Annotated in this window: 13 protein-coding genes and 1 pseudogene; 1 reads left to right on the top strand and 13 read right to left on the bottom strand. The window is 35.9% G+C overall.

The window, feature by feature from the left end:
• From V7654_RS01805 to V7654_RS01745, 13 genes and pseudogenes are all read right to left on the bottom strand, one after another.
• Nucleotides 1-210, bottom strand: a pseudogene (locus tag V7654_RS01805) (capsular biosynthesis protein); the annotation flags it as partial.
• Between the two features lie 2 nt (nucleotides 211-212).
• The gene (gene wecB / locus V7654_RS01800) at nucleotides 213-1,337 is read right to left on the bottom strand and encodes a non-hydrolyzing UDP-N-acetylglucosamine 2-epimerase (RefSeq protein WP_335428011.1); all 1,125 of its coding nucleotides are present in this window, start codon (nucleotides 1,335-1,337) and stop codon (nucleotides 213-215) included.
• 3 nt (nucleotides 1,338-1,340) lie between these two features.
• Nucleotides 1,341-2,450 carry a capsular polysaccharide biosynthesis protein CapF gene (locus V7654_RS01795; RefSeq protein WP_335428009.1) on the bottom strand — a complete coding sequence of 370 codons (1,110 nt, stop codon included), beginning with the start codon at nucleotides 2,448-2,450 and terminating at the stop codon, nucleotides 1,341-1,343.
• Nucleotides 2,447-3,469 (bottom strand): polysaccharide biosynthesis protein, encoded by a 1,023-nt coding sequence (locus V7654_RS01790; RefSeq protein ID WP_335428007.1) that lies wholly within the window; start codon nucleotides 3,467-3,469, stop codon nucleotides 2,447-2,449. The genes V7654_RS01795 and V7654_RS01790 overlap by 4 nt, the downstream gene beginning before the upstream one ends.
• A 21-nt stretch (nucleotides 3,470-3,490) precedes the next feature.
• On the bottom strand, nucleotides 3,491-4,687 hold the full coding sequence (locus V7654_RS01785; RefSeq protein WP_335428006.1) for a glycosyltransferase family 4 protein: 1,197 nt from the start codon (nucleotides 4,685-4,687) through the stop codon (nucleotides 3,491-3,493).
• Between the two features lie 4 nt (nucleotides 4,688-4,691).
• Nucleotides 4,692-5,882 carry an ATP-grasp domain-containing protein gene (locus V7654_RS01780; protein ID WP_335428003.1) on the bottom strand — a complete coding sequence of 397 codons (1,191 nt, stop codon included), beginning with the start codon at nucleotides 5,880-5,882 and terminating at the stop codon, nucleotides 4,692-4,694.
• A gap of 17 nt (nucleotides 5,883-5,899) precedes the next feature.
• Complete coding sequence (locus V7654_RS01775) at nucleotides 5,900-6,415, bottom strand: GNAT family N-acetyltransferase (RefSeq protein WP_335428001.1); 516 nt, start codon at nucleotides 6,413-6,415, stop codon at nucleotides 5,900-5,902.
• A 21-nt stretch (nucleotides 6,416-6,436) separates the two neighbouring features.
• Nucleotides 6,437-7,033: a sugar transferase gene (locus V7654_RS01770; protein WP_438825238.1), complete on the bottom strand. Its 597-nt coding sequence runs from the start codon at nucleotides 7,031-7,033 to the stop codon at nucleotides 6,437-6,439.
• 4 nt (nucleotides 7,034-7,037) lie between these two features.
• The gene (locus V7654_RS01765; RefSeq protein ID WP_335427997.1) at nucleotides 7,038-8,264 is read right to left on the bottom strand and encodes a DegT/DnrJ/EryC1/StrS family aminotransferase; all 1,227 of its coding nucleotides are present in this window, start codon (nucleotides 8,262-8,264) and stop codon (nucleotides 7,038-7,040) included.
• Nucleotides 8,265-8,444: 180 nt separating this feature from the next.
• Entirely contained in the window at nucleotides 8,445-10,265 is a 1,821-nt protein-coding gene (locus V7654_RS01760) for a polysaccharide biosynthesis protein (RefSeq protein ID WP_335427995.1), read from the bottom strand.
• A 310-nt stretch (nucleotides 10,266-10,575) separates the two neighbouring features.
• Entirely contained in the window at nucleotides 10,576-11,340 is a 765-nt protein-coding gene (locus V7654_RS01755) for a tyrosine-protein phosphatase (protein WP_335427993.1), read from the bottom strand.
• 108 nt (nucleotides 11,341-11,448) lie between these two features.
• On the bottom strand, nucleotides 11,449-12,153 hold the full coding sequence (locus V7654_RS01750) for a CpsD/CapB family tyrosine-protein kinase (protein WP_438825239.1): 705 nt from the start codon (nucleotides 12,151-12,153) through the stop codon (nucleotides 11,449-11,451).
• The gene (locus V7654_RS01745) at nucleotides 12,143-12,892 is read right to left on the bottom strand and encodes a YveK family protein (protein ID WP_335427991.1); all 750 of its coding nucleotides are present in this window, start codon (nucleotides 12,890-12,892) and stop codon (nucleotides 12,143-12,145) included. The genes V7654_RS01750 and V7654_RS01745 overlap by 11 nt, the downstream gene beginning before the upstream one ends.
• A gap of 230 nt (nucleotides 12,893-13,122) precedes the next feature.
• Between V7654_RS01745 and V7654_RS01740 the strand changes: the two genes are divergently transcribed.
• Nucleotides 13,123-13,911 (top strand): SGNH/GDSL hydrolase family protein, encoded by a 789-nt coding sequence (locus V7654_RS01740; RefSeq protein WP_335427989.1) that lies wholly within the window; start codon nucleotides 13,123-13,125, stop codon nucleotides 13,909-13,911.
• The last annotated feature ends 91 nt before the right edge of the window (nucleotides 13,912-14,002 follow it).

The raw sequence follows: 14,002 nt of genomic DNA, 5'->3' as shown, positions 1-14,002 counted from the left end.
TTTCAGAACTTTCTTGATTTTATTATCACTTTGGTTAATTTTATTATGAAAAACATATTTATTTTTGGCGGGAAACTCTTCTTCTTCTAAATACTTATCCATATAAATAATGTCAAATTCTATTCCATCTCTTTTTAATTTTTCTGTATAGAGTGAAATTAAGGACATATGCCTTATATTAACAGCACTTAATATACATATCTTTTTCACTATTATTTCCTCCATACCGTCCTATTCACATAATCTGTATAAGATAATATAATTCTTAAAATCTTATCAGATACATTATACATGCTATAGTCTCCCACAAGCCTTAATGTATTATTCTCTTGGGTTTCAAGAACTTCCAACCCCTGTATGATTCTTTCTTTCTTTAAACCCACCATCATTACTGAAGCCTCTTCCATTGCTTCAGGTCTTTCATGCGCTTGTCTGATATTTAGCGCTCTAAAACCTAAAATAGATGATTCTTCACTAATGGTGCCACTATCACTTAGAACTGCTTTAGCTTTTATTTGGAGTTTCACATAATCATTAAATCCTAATGGTTTCAAGGTTTTTACTAGTGGGTTGAATTTTATTCCCAAATCATTAATCCTATTTCTTGTTCGCGGATGAGTACTTACAATGACTGGCAATTCATATTGGTCTGCTATTGTATTTATACTTTCAACTAAATCAAGAAAGTTGGTTTCTGTATTTATATTTTCTTCACGATGGGCGGATACAACGAAATAATCCCCTTCTTTTAGTTCCAACCTATTTAATATTTCTGATGTTTGTATGTCCTCTTGTTTTGAGTTGAGCACCTCAAACATCGGGCTACCAGTTTTAATAATCCTGTCAGCAGGTAGTCCCTCTCTGAGTAAGTATTCTCTTGCGATATCACTATAGGTTAAGTTGATATCTGCAATATGATCTACTATCTTCCTATTCGTTTCTTCTGGAACTCGTTGATCAAAACATCTGTTACCTGCTTCCATATGGAAGATAGGTATTTGCCTTCTTTTTGCTGCAATTGCACACAAACAACTATTAGTATCTCCAAGAACTAATAGAGCATCTGGTTTTACTTCCTCTAAAATAGGATCAATTTTAACTAGGATATTACCTATTGTTTCTACTGCTGTTCCAGTTGCGGCATTAAGAAAGTAATCAGGTTTTTTTAAGTTAAAGTCCTTAAAAAATACTTCATTTAATTCATAATCATAATTTTGTCCAGTATGGACTAGTATATGTTCTATTGCATTTGACTCTTCTAATTTATTTATAACTGCTGACAGCCTGATTATTTCTGGTCTAGTACCTACAACTGTCATAACCTTTAATTTTTCCATTAGTTATACCTCCAGGAAGTATGTGTCCGGTTTCTCAGAATCAAAAAACTCATTGGCCCACATAATAGTTACCATATCTGTTTCACCAAGATTTTCAATATTATGTGTGTAGCCAGTTGGTATATCTACTACTTCTAATTTTTCTCCACTAACAAAATATTCTATGACTTCTTCCGAATCAATTTTCCTAAAACGAATGACTCCACTCCCGCTTACAACTAAGAACTTTTCATTTTTAGTGTGATGCCAGTGGTTTCCTTTAGTTATACCTGGTTTAGAAATATTTACAGAAACCTGTCCTCTTTCAGGAGTTTTGATAAACTCTGTAAAAGATCCTCGGTGATCAATATTCATTTTAAGTTCATAACTAAATTTATCTTCAGGTAAGAAGCTTAAATACGTACTATATAACTTTTTAGTAAATGCGTCTGACATGTCTGGGACAGACCGTTCGTCGCGACTCACCTTAAACGATTTTATTAATCCTACAATATCTCCGAGTTTTATTGTATGAACTGGTTTTACTTCACACAGGTCACCAACATTTTTTTCTCGACCATCCAGAGCATTAATTAGTTCACGAACTACATCATCTATATAAACTAAATTCATAACAACATTGGGATCGTTAACGTTTATTGGTAGCTCACGGGCTATATTATGACAAAAAGTCGCTATTGCACTGTTATAATTCGGCTTACTCCACTTTCCAAACATATTTGGAAGTCTATAAACTAAAACTTTCGCGCCCGTTTCCTTGCTGTAATTAAAAATCAAATCTTCCCCAGCTTTTTTACTCATACCATAAGCATTTTTAATTGCTGCCTGGATCGATGAGGAAATCATGATCGGACAAGTATTTTTATATTTTTTAAGAGTTTCTAAAAGCTTTAATGTAAAACCATAGTTACCATCCATGAATTCAGAAGCGTCGTTTGGACGATTTACTCCTGCTAAATGGAAAACAAAATCTGCACTTTTACAATATTCATCAAGTAAAAGCAAATCAGTCTCTCTGCTATATTCATAGATTTCTTTAAATTGAAGGTTTTTCAATTCAGCTATTAAATTTTTTCCGAGAAAACCTTTTGCCCCTGTTACTAATATCTTCATATTTTATTCCAACTTCTTAATTCTTCTTGTACATAATCAAGCTTTAATAATAAATCTTTAACTCCACCAACAGTAAGCCTGTGCGTATTATGTGAATTATATTCACCCTCAACGGATAACTGCTTATCACCTTTAACAAAGTACTTATCATAATTAAGGTCTCTTTTATCTGCAGGCACTCTATAGAAACCACCTAAATCTTGAGAAACAACATGTTCTTCTCTTGTCAGGAGTGTTTCATACAATTTTTCACCATGACGAGTACCTATGATTTTTATTTCATTATCAACATTAAAAAGTTCTTTGATAGCCTGGGCTAAATCACCGATAGTTGAAGCGGGTGCTTTTTGCACCATAATGTCACCAGCTTCTGCATTTTCGAATGCAAATACAACTAGTTCTACGGCATCTTCAAGGCTCATTAAGAACCTTGTCATATTAGGATCTGTTACTGTTAGAGATTGTCCATTTTTTATTTGTTCAATAAATAAAGGAATAACAGAACCTCTAGATGCCATTACGTTTCCATAACGCGTACCACAAATCAATGTTTTATCTGGATCAATTGTCTGTGACTTTGCAACAAATACTTTTTCCATCATTGCTTTAGATATTCCCATAGCATTTATAGGATAAGCTGCTTTATCGGTTGATAGGCAGATTACTTTTTCAACTCCCATCTCAATGGCAGCTGTTAGTACATTTTCTGTTCCTAATACATTAGTCTTAACAGCTTCTAATGGGAAGAACTCACATGAAGGAACTTGTTTAAGAGCCGCAGCATGAAATATATAATCTACACCATACATAGCGTTTTTCACACTTGATAAATCACGAACATCCCCTATATAAAATTTCAGCTTATCATTTTTATAAAGTTTTCTCATATCGTCTTGTTTCTTTTCATCACGTGAAAATATACGAATTTCTTTTATGTCAGTGTCAAGAAACCTTTTCATAACGGCATTACCGAATGAACCAGTTCCTCCAGTAATCAATAATGTTTTATCTTTAAACATTGTATAACCTCTTTCAAAATCTTAATTGAAGTGTTTTTCTAAAATCTCCACCGAACGTTTAACATTAAAGTTTTCCTCTATATATTTACGGCCATTTTCGCCCATAATCTCTAAAGAATCACTTGCTGCCATTTCTCTAATTTTAGCTATAAATGCATCAGTATCTTGAGACCAAACCCATTCTCCACACTCTGCTTCTTTAATCAGTTCTTTTAGGTCTGTAACTTGGTCTGTTGCAGCCAAAATAGGTTTTGAAAATTCCATATATGACAAAATTCGAGAAGGGAAGTTCGGAATTGTAAAACGAGGATCAAGGACGATTAGACCAACATTACACTCTTTCATTATTTGTTCATAATTATCTCTTGGTAGGTTTTCAATAACCACCGCATTTTTTATGTCATTCTCTGTTATAGTATTCTTAAGTTTATACCTATCAGTTCCTCGGCCAATAAATAAAAAGAATATACTTTTATCATTTTTGCAAGCCTTAACTGCGTTGCTTAATAATTCTATATACTGAGGTCTCCCCATGTTTCCACCAAAAAGGAATACGCAAGCATCACCCGGGATACCATACTTTTCTCTTAAAATGTATCTATTACTTTCCTCTTTATCTGTTAATTTTTTTGTGTTAGGAAATAGTTCCACTTTCTTCTTATCTAGCCAAGGATTATTTGTTATGACATAGTTTTTATTTGCTGGTGACATACAACCAATATAGTCTGCAGTCTTCAACAGTTTCATTTCTTTCAAAGCGAAGTATTTATATATCAAGCCATTTTGTTTGATAATATTTAAGTCTGCTGCATTTTGTGGAAAAATGTCCTTTAACATTAAATAAGCTGGACACTTAAATTTCTTTTTTGCCCATGCTACAAGTCCGGCATTTGTAACTGGAGGTGCCTCAAATAAAATAAAATCAAATTCATGAGAAGATAAATATTTCTCAATCCCTTTTTTCATAAGACTCGGAATCTTTAAAGTTGTTAACCCTTTTTGAAGGTAACCAACGTCAAAATAATTACCAATAACTATCCGTAGCACTTCAAAACCACGTTCTCGTTTCATCTCTGTCTTATTTTTATTTCTTGTCTGTTCAGTGACAGCAACTACTATATCATGACCAGCATTATACAGTTCCTCAGCCAAATCAGTATAAATTGTTGCTCCCCTATGTGGCTCTGGGAATGACGTAGCTATATACAATATTCTCATCTCTTTAGCTCTCCTCGTCCTGAACACATATTTTTATACTGTGCGATGCATTTTCACAGAGTTCAATTGCATTTTGAGCATTATTAGCTTGTGATATTATAAAACCCACTCTATCAACACTACTTGATATTTCTCCAATACTGTCACCAGTTTTTTTCATAAAATGGACCTGTTTAATACCTTCCATTCGCTTTACTTTGTCAATTCCAGCAATTGAATTAATCTTACCTTTTTTTGATTCGATATACCTTACTGCAGATCCCATAGATAGCTTGGGATTTATATCAGGAGTTTCCCCCATTGTAATTTCGATACACGACTTAATCATATCTATCCCTGTTGATAAGGGGACTAATTGAGTGGTAATATTGTCTCCACCGAGTCTTGCACCTATTTCTACAATTTTCGGCCCGGTTTTAGTTACTATTATTTCAGTATGTGCTGGTCCATTTAAAATACCTAAAGAATTAACTGCTTCTGCTGTAACCAATTCTATTTGCTTTTTTATATCATCCGATAGCAATGATGGTTGAGAGTGTCCCATCTCTACAAAATGAGGAGCACCCGTAGTAAGTTTATCTGTAATAGCTATTACGTATACAACTCCATTTATACTCAATGTTTCAACACTCACTTCAGGCCCTATCATATACTCTTCAATTACAATCTCACCGTTCCGTGAATATTTTTTACTATGTTCAAAGGCATAGTTAATATTCTGAAGGTCGCTTTTATCTTCGATTAGAAATACTCCTCTACTACCTGAATTGTCGGCAGGCTTTACTATAATTTTCCCTTCTATTTTTTCAATAGCCTTAGAAAATTCTAAGTAATTTACCGCTTTAAAATACTTTGGTATTGGAACATTTTTCATTTCTAAACACTTACGCATTTTAGCTTTGTTTGTCACATTGAGAGCAGTTCTTTCATCTAGACCAACTAAATTAAGTTCCTTTGAAACTGCCGCAATTGTTCTGATTGGCATATCCGAAGCCAAAGTCAAAATACTATCAATCTCATAATGTTTAGCAGCTTCAACAACTTTTGGTATATCTAATGTACTAATTTCCAAGCAAATATCTGCTTCCTGAAATCCTACTGCATCTTTATCCATATCAACTGCTATTACCTGAAAGCCCAGTTCCTTAGCTTTTTTTATTGCTGGTAACTGTAATATGCTAGCTCCCAGAATCATAATCTTTTTACAACGTATCATGCCCCTTTTACCTTCCCCATTACAAGAACATCGTGATATTGTCCATCTTTATACCAATGTTGTTTTAGAGTTCCTTCCAATTTATATCCACATTTTTCAAGCATATTTCTGGATGCCGAGTTATATTCAAATAAATAACCATACACTCTTCGAACGTTTAAAACCTCAAAACAAAAATCTAAAATAAGTGAAAATGCCTCTTGGCCTATCCCTTTACCCTGTATATTTTTTTCTCCAATATATATAAATGGGTATGTTGTTCTATTTAAAGGATCATATTCATTATTTCCAACTAATCCTATAATCTGTTTTGTATCCTTCATTTGTATTGCGAAGGTCTTATTAAATCTATCTGTAGCTTTGGCTTTAAACCAACCTTCATGTTCAAGCCTACTAACAGGAAATTTAGCACCGGTAAAAAGTCTAATTTCAGGATCATTTATCCACTTTAATGTTAAACCGTAACACTCCTCATTTAATGCTATCAGTTGTACTCTATGACCTATTATCATAATCAATCTCCTTTCTTGTTTTTAGTTTTGTTCTTCATGAAAAACGTTTTTTCTTAATAACACAATTAAAAAGGTTTTAATAATTATTTTAATGTCCAAAGAGAACGTAAGGTTTTCAACATAGAAGATGTCATTTTTAAATTTATCTTTTGCATGTACTGAATTACGGTAAAAAGCCTGATTATATCCTGTAATTCCTGGTCTCACTTTTAATTTTCGGGCTTCAAAAGGAGTATAGATGTTTATAGCTTCTGGCATATCTGGTCTAGGACCAATAATACTCATTTCACCCTTAAATATATTTAAAAGTTGAGGTGTCTCATCCAAACTTGTTTTACGCATAAATTTTCCTATATTGGTTAATCGAGGATCATTCTCTGAGTTATAAGTGGAACCATCCTGGTTCCGTAAATCCGGAGCATTTACTTTCATGGACCGGAATTTATACATTTTAAAAACTTGTCCATCCTTACCAAGACGTGAGGAATTGTAAAAAACAGGACCTTTGTCTTGAAGATAAATAATTGGACCAAAAACAAGTAAAATAATTAACCAAAATGGTAGTGCTATACAAGCTATTAATAAATCTATAAGTCTTTTCAAAAAAAATTTATACATTTTGTCATCCCACTTTATAGTCTAATAATATCTTTTTAAAATTCTTAATAACATACTCAACATCCTCGTTACTTAACAAAGTATGTAATGGTAATGTTATCTCATTCTTGTACATATCAAACGAATTAGGGAAAGACACTATATCAAACCCTATATTCCTATAAGCTGTAAACATTGGTAACGGTTTATAGTGAACATTACTTGTAACCCCAGCATCAGAGAGTTTAACAATTAATTCATTTCTCTTTTCCTCTTCTATACCTGGAATCCTTGCTATATATAAGTGACCTGATGAAGAGAAACCTTCACCATAATGTTGTAAACTTTGAATTCCCACTGGTAGAAGAGCATTATCATACATCTCAATAATCTCTTTACGTCTTTTTAACACACCTTCATATCTTTGTAACTGTACCAACCCAATTGATGACATAATATCAGTCATATTACATTTGTAAGCCGGATAAACAATGTCATATTCCCATGCACCTTTTTGGGTCTTTGCTAAAGCATCTTTCGACTGACCATGGAGACTATATAGCATATATTGTTTATAAAGCCATTCATCATCTATTCCGAGATCGTTGCGCCAGACAACTGCACCACCTTCAGCAGTTGTCAGATTCTTTACGGCATGAAAAGAGAAAGTTGTAAAATCACTAACTTGTCCACATTTCATTCCATTCCTTTCTGCACCAAAGGCATGAGCAGCATCAGTCATAACTATTACCCTATTAAATATCCATTGAATTTCATTATTAGGGTTAAAAAGTTCTTTCTTACTCTCTACTATTTTATATATGGTATCGTAGTCACACATTTTCCCTGCAATATCTACAGGGATAATTGCTTTTGTCTTTTCGGTAATAGCATCAGCAAGTTTAGAATAGTCCATTTCGAAAGAATCGGGAGCTGTATCAACAAGAACTATCTTTGCACCTACATGTTCGATAATCGAGGCTGAAGCTGTATAGGTGTAAGCAGAAGTTATAACCTCATCACCAGGACCTATACCTAAGATACGAAGTGTAAGTTCCATTGCCGCAGTTGCTGAATTTAGACAAGCTGCTTTATTTACACCAACATATTCAGCTATTCTATTTTCAAACTCTTTTGTTTTTGGCCCAGTGGTTATCCAACCCGATTTCAACGCTTTTATTACTTCTTCGATTTCTGCGTCGCTAATATCTGGAGGAGAGAATGGAATATTTCTTATTTCAGTCTTAGTCATTTTTATTTCCTCACTTTGTGAATAATTTCTCTTTTATAACTCACAGTTAATATACATTGGTAGCCTAGTACTTTATTGGATACATTTTTAATTCCCAATAAACTATTAATCCACAAATAATTAAAATTCAAGCCCACGCCTATATAAAGTGAATAGACAAGATCTTGAAATGTCGGATGTCTACTTTGCCAATAAAAAGATTCGATTCTTCTTTCTATTTGCCAGGTTAATGACATATTCTTTCAACTGAATTCCATTAAAATTGTCAAACTGCTCGAGTAAATATTCCACTTCGTCCCCCTGCTCCAAAACAGCCTTCCCTATAAAAATCTTAGGGAATATCGGTTCAGGGTGAATCTCATTTTCATTCAACAGCTCTTCAAACATCTTTTCTCCTGGTCTTAAACCAGAGTAATGAATACCAATTTCTTCTATTGTATATCCAGATAGTCTAATGAGGTTTTTCGCGAGGTCAGTAATTTTCACCGGCTCACCCATATCAAGCACGAAAATCTCCCCACCACGAGCCAGTGACCCAGCCTGAATCACTAAACGCGAAGCCTCAGGAATCGTCATAAAATACCTCGTCATATCAGGATGCGTAACCGTAACCGGCCCTCCAGCTTGAATCTGCTTTTTGAACAACGGAATAACACTACCACGACTACCAAGCACGTTCCCAAATCGCACTGCAACAAACTTAGTCTTACTAGTCTGCGCAAGTGACTGAATAATCATCTCAGCAATTCGTTTCGTAGACCCCATAACATTAGTAGGGTTTACCGCCTTATCAGTTGAAACTAAGACAAAAGTTCCGACTCCAAATGTATCTGCCGCCTCCGCAACATTCTTCGTCCCAAAAACATTATTCTTCACAGCTTCTCTCGGATTGTACTCCATCAAAGGCACATGCTTATGCGCAGCTGCATGATACACAACATCCGGTGAATACTCTTCCATCACTTCGAACATTCTTTCACGATCTTGAACGTCTCCAATTACCGGAATGATCTCAATATCTTGTCCGTATTGATTGCGAAGTTCCATATCAATGGTATAAATGCTGTTTTCTCCATGCCCAACCAGCACTAGTTTTTCCGGTTCAAACTGACAAATCTGACGGCAAATTTCAGATCCGATTGATCCGCCTGCACCTGTCACAAGAACAGTTTTACCAGATACATACTCTGAAATCCCTTCAATATCCAGCTTAATTGGTTCTCGTCCCAATAAATCTTCTACTTCAACATCACGGAACTGGCTGACTGGTGTCTTGCCGAGCATGACGTCTTCAATCTTAGGCATGATTTGTGGTTTGATCTTTGTTTTTGTACATTCTTCAAAAATTCGAGTCAATTCCTTCTTAGTCAACGAAGGAATGGCGATTACGATTTTATCAATTTTGTATTTTTCAACTGCTGAAGCGATATCCTTACTTGTTCCTGCTACCGGAATACCAAGAATATGCAGCTTGTATTTTTTTAAATCATCATCAATAAATGCGGCAGGAATTAATCCTAATTCACGATTATTTTGCAACTGCCTTGCAACCAGTGTTCCTGCTTGTCCGGCCCCAATGACCAAAACTTTTTCCATATTCCCCTGAGCCTTTACAAAGCTGTCGCGAGTGATACGCCACCAGAAGCGGCTACCGCCAATCATGAGGATCAGTAGGGTCCATGTACTGAATAGCACCCGCCCATATACGTTGTAGTCCATAATAAATTGAAATAAAGTGACCATTAGGATGGAGAGTGTGACCGATTTCGTGATCCCCATTAATTCACCGACACTGGCGTATTCCCATGCTTTGTTATAAAGCAGGAACATAGATGCGAATATATGATGACAAATAAGCAGTACAATACCGCTGTAAAAAATATTAATGAAATGAATGGTTTGTACTGATGGATGAAGTGGTATGTAGCTTATGTAGATTGCAGCAAACACGATAAATGAATCCAATCCCGACAAAAATAATAAACGTTTATGATAGCTCATCAATATCCCCCTATAACAATCTTCGCTTTATCTTGCTAAAGTCTAATCCGTGGCAAAATAAATATCTAATGAAAACACACATGTCTTTACATGTACTTTCATTAGATATCTATTTGTAGTGTTTAATTGTAAAAGTGGGCATCTAACCCGTCCTCACACCATGCTATTGACAACTCGCGTGTCTAAGGCCTACCCTTTCAGGTATCCCACAGCATGATCGAGTGCCCCCATGGGTAACGGGTAGGAGGCATCGCCGGTCAGAATTTCTGACAAATGTATGTTAACTCTAGGTGAATTGTTTCGAACTCTTCTAAAAGATCCCGAGAAATTTCTTCCTTTTGACATGCTGAGGAATTTCTCTGTATACATTTTTCCCCTCTACAAGTAACTCAGCGTTCTCCATTAATAGGTAGACTATGTCTACACCAAAACGATTTTCAATATGATCAAATGCACTTTCTAAATGAAAGGCACGATTGGTTAAGTTATGAGCATCGGAAGCAATAAAGTGAACAAGGTTCGCTTCGATTAGCTGTTCTGAAAAGCTCTTTACTTTTTTACCAAACTTCCCATTCACACTAGAAGCTGTAAGCTGCGAAAGTGCGCCTTTTTTAATGAATTGGTATAAAAGATCAGGCTTTTCGATAATTTCCTGATTCCGTTCAGGGTGAACAATAATTGGGATTAACCCTTTAAGTTGGATATCAAATAATAACTTTTCTGTATAACGAGGGACATGACCGGATGGAAGTTCGATGAATAGGTACTGGGTACCATTGAGCGTTTGAACTTCTCCGTTCGCGATACCTTCGAGGATTTCTCCGTGGATTGCCGGCTCCTGGCCAGGCAATACCTCTAATGGGATTCCCTCTTCCTGAAGTCGCAGGTTTAATTGTGCGGTTTTTTCGACGATCACTGACTTTGGATTCTCGTACCGTCCATTTTTATGGTGGGGTGTAGCGATGATTGTATGGATTCCTTCGTTGACTGCGGCTTTTGCCAATTCTACAGAATCCTCCAAGCTTCTTGCTCCATCATCAATACCTGATAATATATGACAATGTATATCAATCATCGCAATCACTCCTTCCAATATAATGGTAGATTTATGAGTCTTTCATCATGTTATCATTATAGAAAAATACGGTAAAGGGTGTAATTTGTCTATCTTTGTCGAATGGTTTTAATTTTTTCCGTAATAATAGTAGTAATCAGATTCGGTCAGTTTTTTGTTATTTAAAACGGCTCCTAGCAGCTTTCCTTGTGAGGCAATCAGTAATTCCTTTGCCTTAGTCGCTTCTTCGATTTCTGTTTTCCCGCTTGATACGACTAGAATTGCCCCGTCACATTTATTCGCCAGGATTTGAGAATCTGTTACCGCCAATACCGGAGGGGTATCAAAGATTACATGCTCAAATTGTTCTGTGGCGTGCCTTAGAAACGTATCCATCGAGACTGAGCTTAACAATTCTGCAGGATTTGGCGGGATCGGTCCGCTTGGAAGAATGGACAAACTGGAAATACTTGACTCTACAAACGCTTCTTCTAACTCCAGCTGCTTTGTCAAAACACTCGTTAAGCCAACTGTGTTCGTTAAATTGAATGTATAGTGCACTGTAGGTTTTCTTAAATCCGCATCCACTAGCAGGACTCTTTTTCCCTGCTGGGCGAAGGTAACAGCAAGGTTTGCTGCCGTTGTTGATTTACCATCTCCAGGTCCAGCAGATGTAACCATGATTGTATTTAATTCTTTATCGATTGATGCGAATTGGATATTCGTTCGGATGGTTCTGTACTGCTCTGTAATCGGTGATTTCGGATCAAGGGCAGAAACGAGCTTCCGACGATTATCCAACATCATTTTTTTATTTTCTTTTTTAAGACCCAACAGACTCACCTCTTACTCTTGCTTTTCGTTCATTTCTACTGCTGCCTCTGTTCTGAATATGAGAGTCATCAATTTGTGCTATCACACCTAGTAAAGGTAGTCCAAGAGCCTTTTCAACATCCTGCTCATTTTTGATCGTGTTGTCAAAGTACTCCAATAAGAACGAAAGTCCCACTCCAGCCATCAAACCAACTACTAGTGCGATTGCGATGTTTAACAATGGTTTCGGTTTAATTGGCGACTGATTGTCTGCTACCACTGCTTTTGCCAAGATGCTGACGTTATCTACTTTCATGATGTTGGCAATTTCCCGAGTGAAAACTTCAGCTGTTTTATTTGCTATCTTTGCCGCCTGACTTGCATCTGAATCTTGAACAGAGATGTTCACAACTTGTGAGTTTTGTTCACTTTGGACCGTAATCTTTCCATTTAGTTCAGCGGTTGTCATATTTAAGTTTAGTTCATCAATTACGAGATCCAGAATAGCCGGACTTTTAATAATGACGTTATATGTGTTAATTAATTGCAGGTTCGTCTGGACTTCGTTATAGTTGAACGCACCTTGCTCATTCTTCGATTGATTGACTAGCAACTGCGTAGATGCCTGGTAAATAGGGGTTAATAAAAAGAAACTAATCAAGCCACTGACGGTAACAGCCAAGAGAGTGATCACGACTATTAAACTCATTCTTTTCTTCAACGTTTGCAGCAATTCTTTTAAACTAATTGTCTCCTCCATTACGAGCCTCCAGTTTTATAAAAAAAATTCTTTATAAATAATACCATAGTTTATTGAATAATTTGTTGGATATTGTCATAATTTTAATAACGATGTAATTTAGTAGCTTTCTTGAAATAGTTTAACGCTTTATTCCGTTAAATGAAAGCCATATTTTGTAACTGGAAATAATTAAAAGTTTTATTTTACAATTAGAGGGGAATTCATACAGGTTTGGAGGATTATTCATTATGAAAGCTTTTTTCACTACCCTGCTAGCAATCTTATGCATGGGTGTTCTATTATGGGGAAATATATATTGGACAAAAAAGACAACCGTTTCTGGGGAAAGCACTGAGACTCCAATCGTTACTGACACAAAAAAGGTGGAAGAAAAGACTGCGGAGCCTTCAGATCCCTTATTAGAATTAACTAAGAATTGGCCTGAACAAAGTGTGGAGAGTTTTAAGAAGGCACTGAAAGAGGAACGGCCTTTTAAAGTATTATTGATTGGTTCGGCAGCTTTAGGAGATGAACAGTCCGGCTGGGCTGCTCAAACGAAAGAACAACTGATTACTGCTTATGGACAAGAACATATGAATGTTGAGATTCAGGTTTTTGATCAAACATCCCGGGAATTTATGAACGAAGGCGGCGCAGAGAAAGTAGCGAATGCACAAGCGGATATGGTTTTGTTCGAGCCTTTCACTTTAATGGATAACGGAGAAGTAGCAATAGAAGATTCGCTTAACAATATTCAATTAGTCATAGACGATACATTGGAAGCGAATCCTGAAACAGTATTTATCCTAATGCCACCGCACCCTATCTATAATGCGACATTTTATCCAAAACAAGTAGAAGCATTGAAGGAATATGCTTCTCAAAACTCTATTGCTTACCTTGACCACTGGGAAGCGTGGCCAGATTATTCGTCTGAAGAGGTTAAGGAATATATCTCAGCTGACAACAGCCAGCCTAATGAAAAAGGACATGAACTTTGGGGCAAGTATGTAACTGATTATTTGATCAGCAAGTAAAATGACAGGCACCTTCCTGTAAACTGGAAGGTGTCTATTTTTTATATGGAATAGAGGAAAGTCCCGCAGTTGATTAACTGGGGGACTTTCT

The sequence above is a fragment of the Bacillus sp. JJ1609 genome, from assembly GCF_036967045.1.
Lineage (GTDB): Bacteria > Bacillota > Bacilli > Bacillales > Cytobacillaceae > Mesobacillus.
The sequence above is the reverse complement of the archived record's forward strand: the minus strand, read 5'-3'. Positions and strand labels throughout refer to the sequence as shown.

Excerpts from the sequence above, each read along its gene's own strand:
- V7654_RS01755 (WP_335427993.1), bottom strand. The coding sequence starts at position 11,340 with ATGATTGATATACATTGTCATATATTATCAGGTATTGATGATGGAGCA.
- V7654_RS01770 (WP_438825238.1), bottom strand. The coding sequence starts at position 7,033 with ATGTATAAATTTTTTTTGAAAAGACTTATAGATTTATTAATAGCTTGT.
- V7654_RS01760 (WP_335427995.1), bottom strand. The coding sequence starts at position 10,265 with ATGAGCTATCATAAACGTTTATTATTTTTGTCGGGATTGGATTCATTT.
- V7654_RS01785 (WP_335428006.1), bottom strand. The coding sequence starts at position 4,687 with ATGAGAATATTGTATATAGCTACGTCATTCCCAGAGCCACATAGGGGA.
- V7654_RS01740 (WP_335427989.1), top strand. The coding sequence starts at position 13,123 with ATGAAAGCTTTTTTCACTACCCTGCTAGCAATCTTATGCATGGGTGTT.
- V7654_RS01795 (WP_335428009.1), bottom strand. The coding sequence starts at position 2,450 with ATGAAGATATTAGTAACAGGGGCAAAAGGTTTTCTCGGAAAAAATTTA.
- V7654_RS01775 (WP_335428001.1), bottom strand. The coding sequence starts at position 6,415 with ATGATAATAGGTCATAGAGTACAACTGATAGCATTAAATGAGGAGTGT.
- V7654_RS01790 (WP_335428007.1), bottom strand. The coding sequence starts at position 3,469 with ATGTTTAAAGATAAAACATTATTGATTACTGGAGGAACTGGTTCATTC.
- wecB (WP_335428011.1), bottom strand. The coding sequence starts at position 1,337 with ATGGAAAAATTAAAGGTTATGACAGTTGTAGGTACTAGACCAGAAATA.
- V7654_RS01780 (WP_335428003.1), bottom strand. The coding sequence starts at position 5,882 with ATGATTCTGGGAGCTAGCATATTACAGTTACCAGCAATAAAAAAAGCT.
- V7654_RS01745 (WP_335427991.1), bottom strand. The coding sequence starts at position 12,892 with ATGGAGGAGACAATTAGTTTAAAAGAATTGCTGCAAACGTTGAAGAAA.
- V7654_RS01765 (WP_335427997.1), bottom strand. The coding sequence starts at position 8,264 with ATGACTAAGACTGAAATAAGAAATATTCCATTCTCTCCTCCAGATATT.